The organism is Mycobacterium sp. OAE908, from assembly GCF_017872775.1.
GTDB lineage: Bacteria > Actinomycetota > Actinomycetes > Mycobacteriales > Mycobacteriaceae > Mycobacterium.
The window spans coordinates 4,260,135-4,277,005 of sequence record NZ_JAGGJL010000001.1; the positions used below are offsets into that span (position 1 = coordinate 4,260,135).

Genomic DNA, 16,871 nt, shown 5'->3' on the forward strand with positions numbered 1-16,871 from the left:
AATGACCTAAAAGTGTCACGGTGTCTGGGTGGACTTCGCGCGCGTGGAACTGTCCGAGGACGACCGGGCGGTTCGCGATGAGCTGCGGGCGTTCCTCGGCAGGATTGTGACTGACGAGGTCATCGCCAGGGACCGCCAGACGGGTGAGAACTTCGATGAAGGTGTGCATCTGGCGCTCGGCGACGCCGGATATCTGGCAGCCGACTTCAACGACGAGGCCGACGGTGGCTTCAGCCGGGTGCGACGGCGGATCTGGAATCTCGAGATCGGCCGCCGGCACACGCCCTGGTTCCACTGGGGCACCACCGCGATGGTCGCGCGGGCGGTCGAGCAATTCGGTTCGCCCGAACTCAAGGCGGAGGTCATGCCGAACGTGCTGTCGGGGCGGTTTCGGCTGTGCCTCGGCTACACCGAACCCGAGGGCGGATCGGATGTCGCGACGTGCAAAACGCGTGCGGTGCGCGATGGGGACGGCTGGGTTATCAATGGCTCCAAGATGTTCACGTCGAACGCCCACAACGCGCAGTACGTCTATCTGATCACCAACACCGACCCGGATGCTCCGAAACATCAGAGCCTGACCATGTTTCTGGTACCGCTCGACAGACCCGGCGTGGAGATCCAACCGATCCGCACGGTCGACGGCGATCGCACCAACATCACCTACTACAGCGACGTGCGCATCGAGGACAGGTATCGCGTCGGTGAGGTCAACCGTGGGTGGTCCGTCTTGCGGGATGCACTCAACGACGAGCACGGCACGGTGGAACGCGAGGACGACGGTCTGCAGAAACTCGCCGCCATGTCCGAACATCTGCTGTTACTGGCTGAGGCCGTCGACAACGTGGCGGCCCGCGCGGGCAATGACGACGCGGTGAAGTATCGCCTTGGCCGCAGCATCGCCCGAATGGAAGCGGCGACGAGCACTCCAGATATGTTTGGCCGCGTAGCGATTGCGCAGACCATGCGCGACGTGGCACCGGAGTTGATGGACATCCTCGGCACGGCTTCGAGTGTTTCCCACGAAGCGGCGGAGTACATCTTTCGGCTAGCGGGGCCGACAGGCATCTATGGCGGCACCCTGGAGGTGTTCCGCAACATGATCGCCCAGCACGCTCTCGGGTTGGGACGGCCGAGCTACGCGCCGCCGAAGACCTAGGAGGCTCGTTTTTGCAGTGAGGGTCGTGACGTGTCGGATATCCACAGCCCTCGGTGCAAAATTGAGGCAGCTAAAGTCGAGCGATCACCTGTGACGCCAGCAGTTCGAGCGTTTCGTCCGAACCTCGGTCGTGGGTGAACAACACGATTTGGCCGAAGCCGAGATCTGTCAACTCATGCAGACGATCGACGACGGCAGGTGGCGTGCCGACCAGGCCACCCTCATTTAGGCCGAATGCCGGTACCCCGAAACGCTTTTCGGCGAGCTCCCGCACCGCAGGCAGCGCGGCATCGTCTGGGGCCAGGGCCATGACCGCCTCCACCGAGAGCACGATGCTCGACGGGTCGCGGCCGATCTCCTCGCAGATCGACCGCAGCACCGACACCTTGTGGTCGAGTTCTCCCAGCGCGTAGGTGGGGACGTTCCACACATCGGCGTAGCGCGCGACCAGAGGCAGCGTGTACTTCTCGCCGACACCACCCACGACGATCGGCGGTCGCGGCTGCTGCACGGGGCCGGGCTTGATCGGCATGTCGCGAACGGTGAAATGCTTGCCCGTGAAATCGATTACCTCGTTCGTGAACGCCTGATGCAGAATCGCCAGCGTCTCGCCCAGTCGTTCCGAGCGCTCGCGGAAGGTTCCCCACTCCAGCCCGACTCGGTGATGCTCGTCTTCGATCGAACCGCTGCCGATGCCGAGTTGCAGCCGGCCTGCCGAGATCTGATCGAGCGTCGTGGCCATCTTCGCCAACACGGCCGGATGACGGAATTGGTTGCACAGCACCATATGTCCGACCTGGATGCGCTCGGTACGGCTGAGCAGTGCGGTGGCCAGCGTCCAGGCTTCCATTGAGGGGTAGCCGGGAGCGCCTGGTCCGTAGAGGTGGTCGTAGAGCCACAGCGAGTCGATGCCGAGTTCGTCGCAGCGCTGCGCGCGGTGCAGGATCTGCTCGTAGGTAAAGCCCATCTGGGGCAGATAGACGCCGATCTCCGGTTTACTCATGATCGCAGTTCCAGCCTTCCGTGGGTGATCGTGGTCGTGCCGTTGGCGATGGCTTCGAAAGCGAACGAATTCTCGTCGATGCCAAAGGCATTGACGGCTAGCTCGGAGTCCAGCGGCGTCGGTGAGGCAAACCGGACCGCTACCCGTCGGACCCGGCCCGGGTCGGCGTCCACGAGGCCGAGTAGCAGGTGCGTCGCAATACCCATCGTGCACAGCCCGTGCGTGAACACGGAGTCGAAGCCCGCCGCTCGCGCCACCTCGATGTCGAAGTGATGCGCCGCCCAGTCACCCGACACTTCGGCGTAGCGATGTGCCACGTCCTTGTCGATGTACTGACTCGCGGACCCGACGGGCTTGGCGCGTGCATTGTCTGGGAAGCGGTGGTCGGGTGGCATCGCGCCGAGGTCGGCGACATCGTGCAGGCCGAGCAGCACCATCGTCCACCACTGCTCGACAGCGACGGCGCCGTCCGCGTCGAGCTGTTCGAACTGCATGACGATCTGTGTGCCCGCGCGCGACGTCCGCACCGCCGAGATCCATGACGACGTATCCAGTTGCTCACCGGCGACCAGTGGCCGATGAATCACGATGTCGTGCTCACCGTGCACGCCGCCGCGAACGTGCCGCCACACCGATTCAGGGAGGTCGGACCTGGCGGCCTCCTGCGGTTCGAAGATCAGGATTGCCGGGAACACGGCAGGCACAGCGCGACCATCCAGCACCGCCGCGGTTCGATCTCCGGTGGCGGCCGCATAGGCGGCGATGGCGTTGAGTGCGAGAGCGCCGGGAAACGGGCCGTGCCGGCCGGGTGCCAGCACCAACTCGCTCATGCCCTGACCTCTTCTGACGCTGAAGCTCTGTACTTTCCGACGTTCGCATGGTAACGACATTCTCAGAAAACGAGAAGATTGTTCTGAAGCGGAGCTCCTACATGCGGTTCACGGTCACTCACCCGATGCACAGCCATCCGTACAACCCGGAGTTGGTGACTGGCTCGGGCATCGCGGCCGTCGCAGCCGCTGCCGAGTCGGCGGGCTTCGATGGCTTCGGGTTCACCGATCATCCGGCGCCCACCCAGAGGTGGCTGGAATCGGGCGGACACGACGCGCTGGACCCGTTCGTGGCGATGGGCTATGCGGCGGCGAGGACGACAACGCTGCGGCTGATCCCGAACATCGTGGTGCTGCCTTACCGGAATCCGTTCGTGGTGGCCAAGGCCGGCGCGACGCTGGATCTGCTGTCCGATGGCCGGTTCATCCTCGGCGTCGGCGTCGGCTACCTCAAGCGCGAGTTCGCCGCGGTGGGCGTGGACTTCGACGAGCGGGGCCAGCTGTTCGACGAGGCGCTGGAAGTGATCCGCGGCATCTGGACCACCGATGACTTCTCTTATGAGGGAACACATTTCACCGCAACCGGCATCACCGCCCATCCGCGGCCGGTGAGCCGACCGCATCCGCCGATCTGGATCGGTGGCAACACCGCGGCCGCGCGTCGGCGAGTGACCACACACGGCGACGGCTGGTGCCCGTTCCCGGCGCCAGCGATGCTCGCCCAAACTGCCCGCACCGCGGAGATGAACTCGGAGGTCTTGGGTGCGGGCATCGACGACCTACGTCGGCGACTGGAGGCAGCGGGCCGGAATCCGGATGCGATCGACATCAGCTTCACCAATGCCGAGGGCGGCAACCCGGGGGCCGAAGAATTCAATGCCGATGCCTATCTCGGCGGCGTGGAAAAGCTTGCAGCACTGGGTGTTACCTGGTTACAGGTTGGCCTGCCCGGCGACAGCCTCGCTCATGTTCTCGAGACGATCGAACGCTTCGGCAAATCGGTGATCGCCCAGGGTTAGCCGAAGTGGCGACATGAGGTCAGCAGAACGTCTGGGTATTGTGAACGGCTGAAGAGGCTTTCGGCGGATCTGGACAGCGCGGTGAGGGCGGCGTCCACGTCGACCCCCCGAAGCCGTCCATCGCTCTTCACGATTTCACCGCCGACGATGACGGTGTCGATGTTGCTGGTGTCCATGTGGTGGACTACAGCACCGGTCGCGTGCGACATCGGGGCGGTGTTGAGCGTACGGGCGTTGAGCACGACGATGTCTGCGATCTTGCCGGGTGTGAGAGATCCGACGAGATGGTCGAGGTGAGCCGCTTGCGCGCCGCCAAGTGTCGCCATCCTCAGAATGTCGCGGGTGGTGACCGGCTTCGGATTATCAGGATTCACGTTGCGTTGCGACTGGAACGCCGCGCGCATTTGGGAGAACATGTCGACCGGTCCCAAGCTGGCGCCGTCGGTGCTCAAGCCGGCGGCGACGTTGTAGTCGATCGCCGACTGTATCGCGGGGGTTCCCATGCCGAGGGCGTGCTCGACGAAGCACGACAGCGACACCTTGCCGTCGGTGCGCGCAATGGCCTGCCAGGTCGAGTCGTGCAGACCGATGCAGTGGATATAGGTGCTGCGCGGACCCAACAGTCCTTCATTCTCGAGTTCTTCCAGCGCGCGACCGAACCATTCGTTGTTGATGTGTGCGAACACGGGAAGATTCAGTTCTCGCGCGATTCGAAAGTCCGTGGCATCGGGTAGGTAGCCCATGGCCAAACTCACGCGCGTGCCGGTGTCAGCGGCGCCTGCCGCCTCGACCAATCGTCGAATATCGTTGGGATAGTTGTACGTCGGCGCCGCATCGTGGCCCATAACCGGGGTGAGACTGAAAACGCAACGAATCCCCGAACGCCGGATGGCGTCGAGCGCGGCGTCGGTGTGCTCAGGGGTGTAAGAGCACTGAGATGTGTCAACGACCGTCGTCGTTCCGGCGGAGAGGTTCTGCAGGGCGCCCACAAACTCACTCCAATACACATCCTCTGGGGTGTAGTGGTGAAAGATCGCGTCGCGTCCTGTCCGCGACTGAGCGAAATAGTCGTCGGCGAGCGCATCAGACCAGTAACCTCGCAGTGCTGTCTGAAACATGTGCAGGTGAGAATTGACGAAACCCGGCAACACGATTTTGTCAGTGCAATCCAGCACGTGAGCGTCGGCGGTGAGATCGACCCCGACGCGGCTGATCACGGCGTCCTCGACGAGCACATCGCCGCGCGCGAAATCACCGATGTCGTCGTCCATTGTCAGCACGGTGGCGTTGCGCAGCAGGATGCGGGTCATGGTTGCGATTCCTCCCGCGTCGAAGGGGCGACGATCCGCACCGGAGGGGCGAGTCTGCTGATGGCTGCCCTGGCCCGGGTGAGCATGTCGCGGGTGGCAATGCTTGCGATGTAGCCGTCGGGCCGGATGAGCAGGAGAGTGTCGGCGTCCAGGCCGTAGATTTTCTTGAATGTTGCAGCCGGGTCTTGCAATAGCTTCTCGCTGAGGGCGGTGTCAGTGCCGATGGTGACTCGCCGGAGCGGGGCGCCAATGGCGGGCCACGACAGCTGCGCGAGTTCGCGCGCCGCCCGTTCGCCGTACGCCAGCGCCGTGAAATGCGTTCCCCGATAGACATCGAACAGTCGCACCGGCTTACCGTCTGCGTCACGCAGCACCGCATCGGGGGCGCGGTCACCCGCTTGCAGCGTCGCGGTGCGTTCGTCGGTGTCCGCGGCGAGCGGGCCGCCACGGTAGCTCAGTGACAGCTGCTGTTCGTCCTCGCCCCGCCGAATGCTGGAGGGGTCCATTTTTCCCAGCCCGCTGTACTTCTTGGTGGACAGGCCGAGCACACCCGCCGCGATGGGTTGGCGTTCTGTCTCGTACGTGTCGAGCAGTTCAGGTGGGCCGCCGGCGAGAACCTGGCCGAGTTTCCAGCCGAGGTTGTAGGCGTCCTGGATGCCGGTGTTCAGCCCCTGGGCGCCCGCGGGGGTATGCACGTGTGCGGCATCGCCTGCGAGGAAAACCCGGCCGCGCCGATAGCTCTGCGCCAGCCGAATATTGGGACGGAACACCGACTTCCACGCGATGTCATGCACGGCCAGCCGCTTGTCGCCGGTGCGCGCACGGACGACCTCGGTGATTTGCGCTTCGTCGATTGGCGGTGACTCGTCGGGGGCCAGCCGGATCATCCACTGGAATTGGTCACTGTGGGGCAGCGGGCACGCTCCGACGAAGCGGCCGCGTAGCCCGGGCCACACGTGCCAGCGGTCGCGCGACAGGCCGCCGTCGACGGCGGCGTCGACGATGAGGACACGGTCGGCCTCGTCGGTCGACCCGACGAAATCGATGCCGACCTGTTTGCGCACGACGCTACCGCCCCCGTCTGCACCGATGACGAAGCGAGCGGTGATCGTCTCCACGCCGTTTCTGGTCGTCACCGAGCTCACCACCGCGTCAGGTGTTTGTGTCAGTTCGGCTATCTCACAGTGGAATTCGACGGCGCCCCCCAGCGCGCGCAGGCGGTTGTGCAGCGCGCTGTCGGTGCGGAACTGCGGAATCAGCCACGTGTCTGGGAACGGCACGTCGTCGCCGGCCTTCCGGCTTCGCATCATCCGCCATGGCACGGTGAAAGGTCCGAGGTGAATGCCCATCAGCGGATAGGTCGATCCGCCGGCCAGTATCTCCTCGAGGGCGCCGAGATCCTCGAGCACTTCGAGGGTACGGGGTTGAATGCCTTTGGCGCGGGAGCCGTCGAAGGCGTGATCTGCCTTGTCGATGATGCGCACGGTCAGGCCGCGTCGCGTCAGGTCGATGGCCAGCGCGGTGCCCACGGGGCCTGCGCCGACGATGAGGACATCGAGGATGGGTGTGGTCATGGGGTGATCCGATCGGTGTATGAGGCTGCGAAAGCCGCGAGATGTTCGGCGACCTCGATGGGCCGCTCATAGGGCGCCATGTGGCCGCAGTCGATTACATGGGTTTCGGCGGGGCGCAGCAGCGTGCATGCCGTGTCCATGTCCGAAATCGGGGTGACCTTGTCCTGGGTGCCCCACATCAGCATTGTCGGCACCTTTCGGTCACCGATACCGCGGTACAACGGCTTTCGTCCGGAGAGCGGAAAGTTCTGCAGCGTCGAGAAGAACGCGAACATCGATCCCTGATAGACGTAAGTGTCGGCGATCATCGCCGTCAGTTGCGGTGCCAGCGTTGGGTCGGCCACGTTGTGCCCGAGGTGGCCCAACAGAATGCGCCGCCCCAACAGTTTGGCCGCGGCTCTGGCGACCACATCGCTGCGCAACAGTCGCTGCTGACGCGCGGTGGCATCCGATAACCCTGCCGGTCCCACCAATGTCAGCGTCCCCACGGACTCGGAGTGCTCCGCCACATACCCCATGGCGATCAAGGCGCCCATTGACGTGCCGACGACGTGGTGGCGCGCGGGCAAGTCCAGTGCGGTGATGATTTCGCGCAGTTGACGGCCGAACAGCGCGTCGTCGTAACGGCCGGGCACCCGGTCGGAGTAGCCGCGTCCGTAGGCGCTGAAGGCCAGGGTGCGCAGGCCGCGGGCGTGCAGTTCGTCGGCGAAGGCGTCCCAATAGAACAGCGGGATGGTCAATCCCGGTACGAGAACGACGAGCGCACCTTCCTCGGGACCGCGCAGTTCGTAATGCGTGACACCGTCGCTGAGTTCGATGAAGCTGCCGCGCAACTCGCGGCGTGTGACGTCGTCGAGGTGGCGGTTCTCGCTGCTGACCGTGAAGTACCTCAAGACACGTCCTTGTCAGTGAGGCCGTCCAGAAATGTGGTGACCTGATCGGCAAACCAGACGGGATCTTCTTCGGGCAGTAGGTGCCCGCTGTCGGGGTGGATGGCTTCGCGGCTGCCGGGAATGTCCCTGGCGAAGTGTTGGCCGTCGATGCCGGCGCTGCGCAGCACCAGGGTCGGCACCGTGATGCGGGTGATTTCGGCGCTGCGGTCGGGCTGGTCGGTGTTGACGAAATCGACGAACGCCGAACGGTTTCCGGGTTGGTTCCACAGGTGGTGTACCCGGCTGACCATCGCGTCATCGACGATGGTGCAGTGCGGTCCGACCGCTTGTTGTAGGCCGCGTTCGACCATTCGTCGCGGCATCCATGCGCGCATGAGCGGCCGCACAACGGGATTGCGGGCCAACCGCATGCCCACGGGCATCGACTTCTCCGGGTAGCCGGTGGCGTTGACCAAGACGAGCGCACGTAAACGTTCCGGGTGATCGAGCGCCAGATTCCAGGCGACGTTGCCGCCCAACGAGTTTCCGGCCACCGCGTAGCGCGGAATGTTCAACTTCTTCATGAACTGGGCCATGGTGGCGGCATAGGTCACCACTCGGTAGTCGCCGTGCGGCCGCGGCCCTGTGAGTCCGAAGCCGGGCAAGTCTGGACGGATGACATCGAAGGACTTTTGCAGGAGTACCGCGGCGCAGTCGAAGTGCTCCAGCGAGGAGGTGGTGCCGTGCAGCAGCAGCAGTGCAGGACCGCGCCCGGCACGTTTGTAGTGCAGACGCAGGCCGTCGACGTCCATGAACTGCGACCGCGTGGTGGAGTGTACCGACATAATGGATACAGTGTTGCCGATATTGCTTTCGCTGTCAATGCTGGGCATACTGAGCAGCGTGAACACCGCCAAGGCCGGCACGGAGCAAGCGTCGACGCGACGCTCCCGGGGGCGTCCGGCCATGCCGCCGGACCGGATCGTCGCCGCCGCTCTCGAACTTGTCGACGCCCAGGGTGCCGAAGCGCTGTCGATGCGGACACTGGCCCAGCAGCTGAACTCCGGTACGGCCACGCTCTACCGCCATTTCGCCAACCGCTCAGAACTGATCGCCCACGTGGTGGACCGCGTTTACGGAGAAGTGCATCTGGATGCCGCCGAGTTGGCCGGCCAGAGCTGGCAGCGCTCGTGTGAAGCTGTCGCCGGCACCATGTATGAAGCGCTGAACCGCCATCCCAATGTCACCCGCCTGATGCTCGATCAGACTCCATTCGGCCCCAACGCGATGGCGATCCGCGAAACTTGTCTGTCCATGCTCCTCGACAGCGGCTTCGCCCCTGACCTTGCCGCCCGCATCTACGCCACGCTGTCGCGCTACGTGCTCGGCTTCGCCATCCAATTCTCCGGAAACCCCGACGCGCATGCGGCGCATGACGCGGCGGCGTTTCACCACGTCGACCCGTCGCAATTCCCGGCGACGCTGTCTGTGGCCGAGGCGATGCCTGTGCCGCTGGACGTCGAGTTTTCCTTCGGGCTGGATCTGCTCATCAAGGGACTCAGTCAGATCCGCTGAGTGCCAGCGTCTTCCGATACAGCCCTAGGCCGGAATGAGTTTGACCGGCAGGCTTTCGTGTCGGCGGATGATGTTGTTGACCGCCCATGTGGGCGTGCCCGCGAGTTCGATTCGGTCGACGCGTTCCACAAGCGCCCGAAGCATCGCGGATGTCTCGAGGCGGGCCAGACCTTGTCCAGCGCAGGCGTGGGCTCCGTGGCCGAAGCCGAGTTGACGGGTGGCGTCCCGTTCGATGTTGAAGCTGTCGGGGTCATCCCATTCGAGCTCGTCTCGGTTCGCCGAAGCATAGATGACCAGCACGCGTGCTCCGGCTGGAACCAGGTGTCCGGCGATCTCTGTCGTCTCCTTGGCTTCGCGGGAGAACGCGCGCAGCGGAGATTCATAACGGAGAATCTCGTTGATGGCGTTAGGGATTCGCGTGGGATCCTGCCTGAGGACCTGCCATTGCTCGGGATGGGTGGCGAAGAGGTGCAAGGCGTGCGAGATGGCGCTGATGGTGGTGTCAAGCGATGGTGCGATGTAGTCGATCATCAGGGCTGCACACACTTCGGGTGAAACCTTGCCGTCGTCGGCGGCGAGAAGGACCTCGTGGCCGATGCTGCCTTTGATCAGGCTGCGTTGTCTGACCACTCGACGGGCGAATTTCAGCATTCGCAAACTGGCCGGTAGCGACCTGACCGCGTGCTTGTTGAGCGGGCCGAGAATGTCGAATGTCGCTGCGCCCCAGGGTAAGAGATTGTCACGCTGGCTGCGTGGCCATCCGACGAGGTCAGGGACGACCGCCAACGGCAGCGCACATGCTAGATCCTCGACGCCATCGATTTCGCTTTGACGCAACGCGGTGTGCACCACCTGTGCGGCCTGCTCCTCGATGTTGTCACTGACGGAGCGGAGCGCACGGGGCAACAACCGGTGGGCAACGAGCTTTCGCCGCTCATCGTGTTCGGTGCCGTCGCTGTTGAGCGTGGTGCCGCGGGACAGCCGGTTGGTGAGGCGGTTCAGTGCAACGCCGTTCCCTGAGACGAACGTTTTGTCGTTACGCAGCACCGCTTTGCATTCGGCGTACCTCGGCAGCGCAAATGCGCGATGGCGCGACATCCATACCACCGGCCCGAGCTGCCGCAGCCGCGCGTAATGCGGATACGGGTCAATGATCGCGTCGGTCGTGTATATGTTGCTGCGGTACTGCGGAACAGCGTTGCGTGTTTCAACCATCGTGTGCCTTTCTATGTGGCGGGGGAGACCTGATTGCTGCGAACGGCCGGCGTAAACGCGGGCATCGCCGCGCACAGTCGCGATAGGTTCCGTCCCGCGTACATGACCGTTCGATCGGGCCTGATGATCGCAGCGGTCGCGTGTCCGCGGCGGAGCCACTGCGCCAGTTCACTGCCGGGTTGGACGACGTGGATAACGGCACCGTGCGCTTCGAGCAGCTCGTACTGGAACGCCGACGGCCGCGTGGTCGTGACGAGTGCGAAGCCATTACCGAACACCTCATCCAGGCTTTCGCCCTCGGCGAGAACCGGATTGGGACAAAGTGTCCCGGCCAGCTGACGCGGACGGCGGCTCCTGACTACCAGTGCGGATCGGTGCAGCGCCGGCGTCGTGCCGTTGACCAGTTTTTCTCGCAGGCCGGGAACCAGGCGCAGACGCGGGGCGATGAAGCGTCGGGCTGCGTTTCCGATGCTGCCGCCCGCGGTCATCGCCCAACCCATGCCCAACGCGAGGCCGATCATCGTGCGCGCGTGCGGCTTTCGCTCCTGCTCATAGGTGTCCAGCACATTCGTGCCGAGGTCGCCTTTGAGCACGCCGGCGAGCTTCCAGGCCAGGTTCATCGCATCGCGAAGTCCTGCTCCCATTCCTTGGCCGATGAAGGGCGGTGTCAGGTGGGCGGCGTCGCCAAGCAGAAAGACGTTTCTATCGCGCCATCGGTCCGCAATCTGTGCACGGAAGGTGTACTCGGTTACCCGCACCAACTCGAGTCTGTCGTTGGGTATTGCGTTGACCCACGGGGTAATCAGGCCGCGAAGGGCTTCCAGTGTGCCGTAGTCTTCGGCCGTCTCATCGGTGAGCAAGCGAAACTCCCAGCGGTACCGGTTCGGGCCGATCCGCATGTAGGTCCCGGCGCGGGCGGGATCACACACCTGATGTACGCCGTCCCATTGGTTCAGCTCTGCATCGGTGATCACGTCGGCGACCAGCCAGCGCTGCTCGAATCGCAGATTCTGCATTATCGCGCCGATGGAGGCGCGAACGACGCTGTTGGCGCCGTCGCATCCGAGCACATACTCTGCGTCGACGATGTGCTCGTCGCCAGAGACGCGATCGGTGTAGGTCACCCGTACCCGACCGGGTTCGTGCTGAGTGATGTCCGTGACTTCCGCGTTGCCCTTGAGCTCCGCGGCCGAGCGCTTCGTCAAGTTGGATCGCAGCAGTGCTTCGAGTTCGGGCTGGTCGAACATGTTGGCCTGGGGGAAGCCGTGGATGCTTTCGGTCGGGTCACGGTCGAATTGGGCCAGCACCCGGTGGTCATGGTCGAGCAGTCGCAGACCCAGCGCAGGTCGTGAGATCGCGGCGAACTGCTCGGCCACACCGAGTCGCGCGACGAGGCGGTAGATCTCGTCATCGAGGTGAACCGCCCGCGGCTGCGGGTAGACCGATTCCCACCGGTCGAGAACCAGGCACGAAATACCGTAATCGGCAAGCAAAGTCGCCACGGTGACGCCGGTAGGGCCGGCGCCGATGACCACCACTGGGACGGACTCCAGCGTCATGACCGCTCCTTGATGTCCCAGGCGATCGCGTAGCGACCGAGCGTGGCTTTGACGGCTTCGGCATCCGTTGCGGCGTCGACAGCGACCATGACGACAATCGATCCGTCGTCGATGGTGGCGTCGACGCGGTCCACACCGACGGTTCCTGCCAGGGCGTCCTGGATAGCGCGGCGGGCCGCGTCGGCTTTCAGGCTCAACTTGTACGGCTTGCCGACAGCAGTGACAGGCAGCGCGTCGACGATCGTCACCGATTTGGGCGCGGCGGCGCGCTCTGCGACATGTCCTGCGGCCCAGGCCTCCAGCTCCAGCTCGGTGACCGAAGCAGTGCGATTCACGACGACATAGGCGACGGGTACCTCACCGGCGTGCGCGTCGGGTCGGCCGACAGCTGCAGCGCCGGTGACATCTGGATGGGCGAGCAGCGCGTCTTCGATCATTGCCGGGTCGATGTTGTGGCCGCCGCGGATGATGAGGTCTTTGGCCCGTCCGGTGAGGTGGACGAAGCCCTCGGCGTCGACCCATGCGAGGTCACCGGTGTCGAGCCACCCGTCGTTGAGTTTCCCCAGGCCGTCGAGCACGTACGAGTCGCCGGTGCGAGCCGTGACGTATCCGGGAAAGACGGTGGGTCCGCTGATCACGAGGTTGCCCACCTCGCCGCTGGGCAGATCGTGCCAACGACCATCGGCGTCGATTCGCACGGTCTTGACGTGTTGGTAGGGGAGTCGTTGGCCCACCGAACCGGGCCTGGGATGGTCTGGGAAGCTGCGGACACTGGCGCAGGTGGCCTCTGTGAGGCCGTACCCCTCGACAAGGGGGACCCCGGTGTGCGATTCGAAGTCCGAACGCACCGCGGCGGGCAGCGCCGAGGCTCCGACCAAGGCGTAGCGCAGGCTCGTGATGTCGGCGTCGACCGGACACTGCGCCAGGACGGAGTAGACCGTCGGCACCGCGCTCATCGCGCCGATCCCATACTGCTGCACCAACTTCCAGAAGGTCGCGTACAGCGCCGTGTCGCGGTAGCCCAGCGGTCCGGCCCATACCGCCTGCTGGCCACGCAGCAGCGGGGCCAACAGCGTCACCACCAAGGCGTTGACGTGAAACAGCGGCAGGCCGGCGAAGAGCACCGAGTTCTCGTCGAGCAGGGTGTTGGCGGCGATCATCCACGCATCGGTGACTTCATTTGCATGCGTGTGTGCTGCGGTTTTCGGTTTGCCTGTCGTTCCACCGGTGTGAAACAACGCAGCAATATCCTGCGCGACCGGCGGCTGCCCGTGAAACGCTGTGCCATCGTACTTTTCGGCGAGATCGCCAAGGTATTTCACGCCGCTGTCCGCCCGAGTGACTGCGCCGGTTGGGCGAAGAGCGAGAACGGTATCCACCACGCCTGCATTGATCAGGTGCTGGGCCGTGTCCCAGCTGGCCGTGTCCAATTCCGGTGCGGCGGCAACCAGCACGCGTGCGCCGGCCCTCGTGACGAGTTCGGCGATGTGGTCGACCGACAGCCCGCCGTTGATCGGTGCGGCGATACCCGCGAGCTGGGCTGCCAACGTCACGGTGATCAACTCGTCGCAGTTGGGGGAGATGATCGCAACGGCGTCGTGCCGCCGGACACCCACGTCGCGCAGCAGGTTCGCGGTCTTGTGCACGTCGGCGAGCAGTTCTGAAAAAGTGCGACACTCCGGCTCGGCCCACCGGCTGGCATCGGGCAGAGCCGTCAACGCAATGCGCTGCGGCCACAGGGTGGCTGCACGCTGCAGTGCTGCGTACGTCGACTCCGGAAGGCCTCTGTCTGCCAAAGGAATTGATTCGATGGCGACGATGTCGGCCGGGACGGCGTAGGACGGCCAGAGCAGGTCGGTCACGCGTATTTCACCGCGGTGCGTTGCGTGCCGAGATCGATGGCGCCGTCGTCGGTGGCTACCGACAGCTCGACGATGTCGCCGTGCTGCAGATACTTGTCGTTCTTGGCTTGTTGGGCAAAGAACGCCTTCCACTTGACCGCAGGCGGCAGCAGGGCACTGATCGTCTGGATGAGCTTGGGCGGGGCGCTGAGCGCGGTGCCGACGGGAGTGCCCGTCATGATGAGGTCGCCGGCGTTCAGGCTCTGGAATCGGGTGAGCGATTGCAGCGCCTGCAGCGGTCCGTAGATCATGTCTCCGTCGACGAGCATGTTCTGTCGTACCTCGCCGCTGACTCGAAGCTGCAGGCGCAGATCGCCAAACCGCTTGAGCTCATCGGCGTCCAGCAGCACCAAGGCGGGCCCGACGGGAGTGAAGGTCGGGTACGACTTCGCCTCGTAGAACTGTGTTTGCGGCAACTGGATATCGCGGGCCGAAACATCGTTCGTCACAACCAGACCCGCGACGTAGTCGGCCAGATTCGACTCGGCGATCTCGGTGCCCACCGGGACGTCCCGGCCGATCACCAGGCCGATCTCCACCTCGTAGTCGAGGAACTTGACGTGTGCCGGCTTGACGATGTCGTCGAACGGTCCGCTGATGGATGCCGACGCCTTGCGAAAGAACGTGAGCGGAATGGTCTTTGGGTCCATTCCCGCGTCCTTGACGTGTGAGACGAAGTTCGTCATCTGGGCGACGACGCGGCACGGCGCGGTCACGGGGGAGACGAGGTCGAGGCTTTCGACCGGGACGCTCACGGCGCCATGCGAAGCGGCATCGATGGCGGACCGGTCCGACAACAGCTCACCGGTGGTCATCGCGTCGGTATCGATTTTGACTGCGCCGGCGGTTGTTTGGACCCACCAGGCATCGGCGGTGCGAAGTACGGAGACGGTCATGAAGTCGCAACTTTCAGTAGGCCGAGCAGGCGGTTGATATCGAATTCGTTGTCCTCGCGCAGCGCGGTGATCGTCGACCGCACTTCGTGGGGAATGGCTTTCGGGTTGGTGCCCAGGAAGTCCTTGCTTGCCGGCGGGCCCCACTGCGCCAGGCCGGAGGCGGTGAATGGCGCCCAACCCGGCTCCAATGTCGAGTCGAACATGTCGCCGTCGGCGAAGTGCTCGACCATGAAGCCATCCGGGTCGCGCCAGTAGTCGAACAGCTGGCTGCCCTCGATGTGGCGGCCGATGCCCCACGACCGGAAATAGCCGCGCTCCCTGAGGTATTCACCGCCTGCAGCCAGTGCGTCGAGATCGCAGACCTGGTAGGCCGAATGCACATAGCGGTTGGCCGGCCCGAGCGCCAGCGCCAGCGTGTGGTGATCGGCGGGTACGGTTCCGCGGTCGCAGCGGATGAAACTCATCGTCGGTCCGCGGTCCCGCTGGCCGGGGTAATAGAGGAAGTCGCTGACGATCATGCCGAGGGTGTCGAGATACCAGTTCAGCGTCTCGAGGTATTTGGTGGTCTGCAGCACGAGGTGCCCGAGTCGCTGCACCTTGGTGGGTGCGCGCGGCGGGCGCTGAGTCGCGTTCACCCGGCGCAGGTCGTGTCCGAAGTTGAAGGTGTGCGGGGCCTGCGCCGGCAGCGATTCCATCGAATGCATGCCCGCGACCACATGCACGGGGACACCGCTCGGGTCGATCAGATCGACGGTCAGGCCGCCGATGAAGTCGGGCAGCGGCTTGGGTCGGGTTCCGGTCGCGTCGCCAAGGCGCAGCAGGTCGGTCTCGTCCTGGGCTCGGTAGGCGGCGCCGAGGAATCGGGTGCCCGCGCCGCGGCGAACGATCACGCACGGTGCACCGGCGTCGCTGCCCCGGAGCAGTAGCTCGTTCTGAGTCCGCAGCGCGGTGGCGAAACCGAAGGCGTGGGCGAACGCCTCGGCTCGCACCAGATCGGGCTTCTCGAACTCCAACCAGGCGATGTCGGCGACCTTGATGACCGGGTCGGCTGACCGTCCTGCGTGCTCACCCTTGCGTGCGCCCTGCTCGCTGTGCAGCTCATTGTGGGCGCCGAACAGGTCGTTCATGCCGTCTCCTCTCGTACTGACGAAATCGTCACATACGACGCAATGATCAGTCAAGCGTTGCTGACGAAATCCTCAAAACTGACTAAGTCTGCTATCCTGCGCTTGTGAGCGAACAGCTGGAGGGGCCGGTCAACCGGCTCGAGCGGCGCAAACAACGCACCCGCTCGGCACTGATCCAGGCGGCACAGGCACTGATCGCCGCGGGCAAGCTCAACGTGCCGGTGCTCGAGATCACCCAGGCCGCCGACGTCGGGATGGGGTCGTTCTACAACCACTTCGACAGCAAGGAAGAACTGTTCGAGGCGGCCGTTGCCGATGTGCTCGACACCCACGGCGCGCTGCTCGACCAGCTGACGGCCTCGATCGACGACCCTGCCGAAACCTTCGCATGCAGCTTCCGGCTGACTGGCCGACTCTTTCGGCGCCGCCCGCAGGAGAGCCGGATCCTGCTTGTGAGCGGGCTCAATCTGATGGGATCGGAGCGCGGCCTCGGCCCCCGCGCGCTACGCGACATCACCGAGGCCACCGACGCCGGCCGGTTCACGGTCGACGATCCGAAACTGGCATTGGCCGTCGCGGGCGGTGCCCTGCTTGGACTCGGCAAGCTGCTGCAGGACGAGCCGGAACGTGACGACGCGGCTGCCGCCGATCGCGTGACCGAAGATGTGTTGCGGCTGTTCGGACTTCCCGCAGACGAGGCGCACGATGTTTGCACTCGTCCGCTTCCGGACATCGCCGAACTGGCGCTGCCCGACTCGGCTTAGTCCGGTAGCCGCACGCTACTGATCCTCTTGTGCCGGTGTTTACGCTCGGCTACTGTACGGTTGCCGA

The 16,871-nt window shown here is 64.5% G+C and carries 15 protein-coding genes; 4 read left to right on the forward strand and 11 right to left on the reverse strand.

What is annotated here, in order from left to right:
• Positions 1-28 precede the first annotated feature (28 nt).
• The gene (locus J3E61_RS21025; protein ID WP_210084832.1) at positions 29-1,159 is read left to right on the forward strand and encodes an acyl-CoA dehydrogenase family protein; all 1,131 of its coding nucleotides are present in this window, start codon (positions 29-31) and stop codon (positions 1,157-1,159) included.
• Positions 1,160-1,229: 70 nt separating this feature from the next.
• On the opposite strand, the gene J3E61_RS21030 is transcribed toward J3E61_RS21025, so the two are convergent.
• Positions 1,230-2,162 carry an LLM class flavin-dependent oxidoreductase gene (locus tag J3E61_RS21030; RefSeq protein WP_210084833.1) on the reverse strand — a complete coding sequence of 311 codons (933 nt, stop codon included), beginning with the start codon at positions 2,160-2,162 and terminating at the stop codon, positions 1,230-1,232.
• Positions 2,159-2,992, reverse strand: a complete 834-nt coding sequence (locus tag J3E61_RS21035) for a MaoC family dehydratase N-terminal domain-containing protein (protein WP_210084834.1) — start codon at positions 2,990-2,992, stop codon at positions 2,159-2,161. The genes J3E61_RS21030 and J3E61_RS21035 overlap by 4 nt, the downstream gene beginning before the upstream one ends.
• A gap of 101 nt (positions 2,993-3,093) precedes the next feature.
• Between J3E61_RS21035 and J3E61_RS21040 the strand changes: the two genes are divergently transcribed.
• On the forward strand, positions 3,094-4,011 hold the full coding sequence (locus J3E61_RS21040; RefSeq protein ID WP_210084835.1) for an LLM class F420-dependent oxidoreductase: 918 nt from the start codon (positions 3,094-3,096) through the stop codon (positions 4,009-4,011).
• Here J3E61_RS21040 and J3E61_RS21045 read toward each other — a convergent pair.
• From J3E61_RS21045 to J3E61_RS21060, 4 genes are read right to left on the reverse strand one after another with little or no spacing between them, the layout of a single operon-like run.
• A complete protein-coding gene (locus J3E61_RS21045; RefSeq protein WP_210084836.1) occupies positions 4,008-5,321 on the reverse strand; it encodes an amidohydrolase family protein in 1,314 nt (437 codons plus the stop codon). The genes J3E61_RS21040 and J3E61_RS21045 overlap by 4 nt on opposite strands.
• The gene (locus tag J3E61_RS21050; protein ID WP_210084837.1) at positions 5,318-6,895 is read right to left on the reverse strand and encodes an FAD-dependent oxidoreductase; all 1,578 of its coding nucleotides are present in this window, start codon (positions 6,893-6,895) and stop codon (positions 5,318-5,320) included. The genes J3E61_RS21045 and J3E61_RS21050 overlap by 4 nt, the downstream gene beginning before the upstream one ends.
• Positions 6,892-7,788: an alpha/beta hydrolase gene (locus J3E61_RS21055; RefSeq protein WP_210084838.1), complete on the reverse strand. Its 897-nt coding sequence runs from the start codon at positions 7,786-7,788 to the stop codon at positions 6,892-6,894. The genes J3E61_RS21050 and J3E61_RS21055 overlap by 4 nt, the downstream gene beginning before the upstream one ends.
• Entirely contained in the window at positions 7,785-8,693 is a 909-nt protein-coding gene (locus tag J3E61_RS21060) for an alpha/beta hydrolase (protein ID WP_210084839.1), read from the reverse strand. The genes J3E61_RS21055 and J3E61_RS21060 overlap by 4 nt, the downstream gene beginning before the upstream one ends.
• 40 nt (positions 8,694-8,733) lie before the next feature.
• Here J3E61_RS21060 and J3E61_RS21065 point away from each other — a divergent pair, with 40 nt between their 5' ends.
• Positions 8,734-9,342: a TetR/AcrR family transcriptional regulator gene (locus tag J3E61_RS21065; RefSeq protein WP_210085648.1), complete on the forward strand. Its 609-nt coding sequence runs from the start codon at positions 8,734-8,736 to the stop codon at positions 9,340-9,342.
• A 24-nt stretch (positions 9,343-9,366) separates the two neighbouring features.
• On the opposite strand, the gene J3E61_RS21070 is transcribed toward J3E61_RS21065, so the two are convergent.
• Genes J3E61_RS21070 through J3E61_RS21090 form a run of 5 tightly spaced genes read right to left on the reverse strand, consistent with a single transcriptional unit; the run spans position 9,367 to position 16,040 of the window.
• Positions 9,367-10,557 carry a cytochrome P450 gene (locus tag J3E61_RS21070; RefSeq protein ID WP_210084840.1) on the reverse strand — a complete coding sequence of 397 codons (1,191 nt, stop codon included), beginning with the start codon at positions 10,555-10,557 and terminating at the stop codon, positions 9,367-9,369.
• An 11-nt stretch (positions 10,558-10,568) separates the two neighbouring features.
• The gene (locus tag J3E61_RS21075) at positions 10,569-12,116 is read right to left on the reverse strand and encodes a bifunctional 3-(3-hydroxy-phenyl)propionate/3-hydroxycinnamic acid hydroxylase (protein WP_210084841.1); all 1,548 of its coding nucleotides are present in this window, start codon (positions 12,114-12,116) and stop codon (positions 10,569-10,571) included.
• A complete protein-coding gene (locus J3E61_RS21080) occupies positions 12,113-13,984 on the reverse strand; it encodes an acyl-CoA synthetase (protein ID WP_210085649.1) in 1,872 nt (623 codons plus the stop codon). The genes J3E61_RS21075 and J3E61_RS21080 overlap by 4 nt, the downstream gene beginning before the upstream one ends.
• Positions 13,975-14,913: a fumarylacetoacetate hydrolase family protein gene (locus J3E61_RS21085; protein ID WP_210084842.1), complete on the reverse strand. Its 939-nt coding sequence runs from the start codon at positions 14,911-14,913 to the stop codon at positions 13,975-13,977. Before J3E61_RS21085 ends, J3E61_RS21080 begins: the two co-directional genes overlap by 10 nt.
• Complete coding sequence (locus tag J3E61_RS21090; RefSeq protein ID WP_210084843.1) at positions 14,910-16,040, reverse strand: VOC family protein; 1,131 nt, start codon at positions 16,038-16,040, stop codon at positions 14,910-14,912. Before J3E61_RS21090 ends, J3E61_RS21085 begins: the two co-directional genes overlap by 4 nt.
• A gap of 104 nt (positions 16,041-16,144) precedes the next feature.
• Between J3E61_RS21090 and J3E61_RS21095 the strand changes: the two genes are divergently transcribed.
• Positions 16,145-16,804: a TetR/AcrR family transcriptional regulator gene (locus tag J3E61_RS21095; RefSeq protein ID WP_210084844.1), complete on the forward strand. Its 660-nt coding sequence runs from the start codon at positions 16,145-16,147 to the stop codon at positions 16,802-16,804.
• Positions 16,805-16,871 lie beyond the last annotated feature (67 nt).

What these genes read in the sequence shown, in the direction of transcription:
- J3E61_RS21050 (WP_210084837.1), bottom strand. Translation starts at nt 6,895, where the DNA reads ATGACCACACCCATCCTCGATGTCCTCATCGTCGGCGCAGGCCCCGTG.
- J3E61_RS21070 (WP_210084840.1), bottom strand. Translation starts at nt 10,557, where the DNA reads ATGGTTGAAACACGCAACGCTGTTCCGCAGTACCGCAGCAACATATAC.
- J3E61_RS21035 (WP_210084834.1), bottom strand. Translation starts at nt 2,992, where the DNA reads ATGAGCGAGTTGGTGCTGGCACCCGGCCGGCACGGCCCGTTTCCCGGC.
- J3E61_RS21040 (WP_210084835.1), top strand. Translation starts at nt 3,094, where the DNA reads ATGCGGTTCACGGTCACTCACCCGATGCACAGCCATCCGTACAACCCG.
- J3E61_RS21045 (WP_210084836.1), bottom strand. Translation starts at nt 5,321, where the DNA reads ATGACCCGCATCCTGCTGCGCAACGCCACCGTGCTGACAATGGACGAC.
- J3E61_RS21065 (WP_210085648.1), top strand. Translation starts at nt 8,734, where the DNA reads ATGCCGCCGGACCGGATCGTCGCCGCCGCTCTCGAACTTGTCGACGCC.
- J3E61_RS21075 (WP_210084841.1), bottom strand. Translation starts at nt 12,116, where the DNA reads ATGACGCTGGAGTCCGTCCCAGTGGTGGTCATCGGCGCCGGCCCTACC.
- J3E61_RS21090 (WP_210084843.1), bottom strand. Translation starts at nt 16,040, where the DNA reads ATGAACGACCTGTTCGGCGCCCACAATGAGCTGCACAGCGAGCAGGGC.
- J3E61_RS21085 (WP_210084842.1), bottom strand. Translation starts at nt 14,913, where the DNA reads ATGACCGTCTCCGTACTTCGCACCGCCGATGCCTGGTGGGTCCAAACA.
- J3E61_RS21030 (WP_210084833.1), bottom strand. Translation starts at nt 2,162, where the DNA reads ATGAGTAAACCGGAGATCGGCGTCTATCTGCCCCAGATGGGCTTTACC.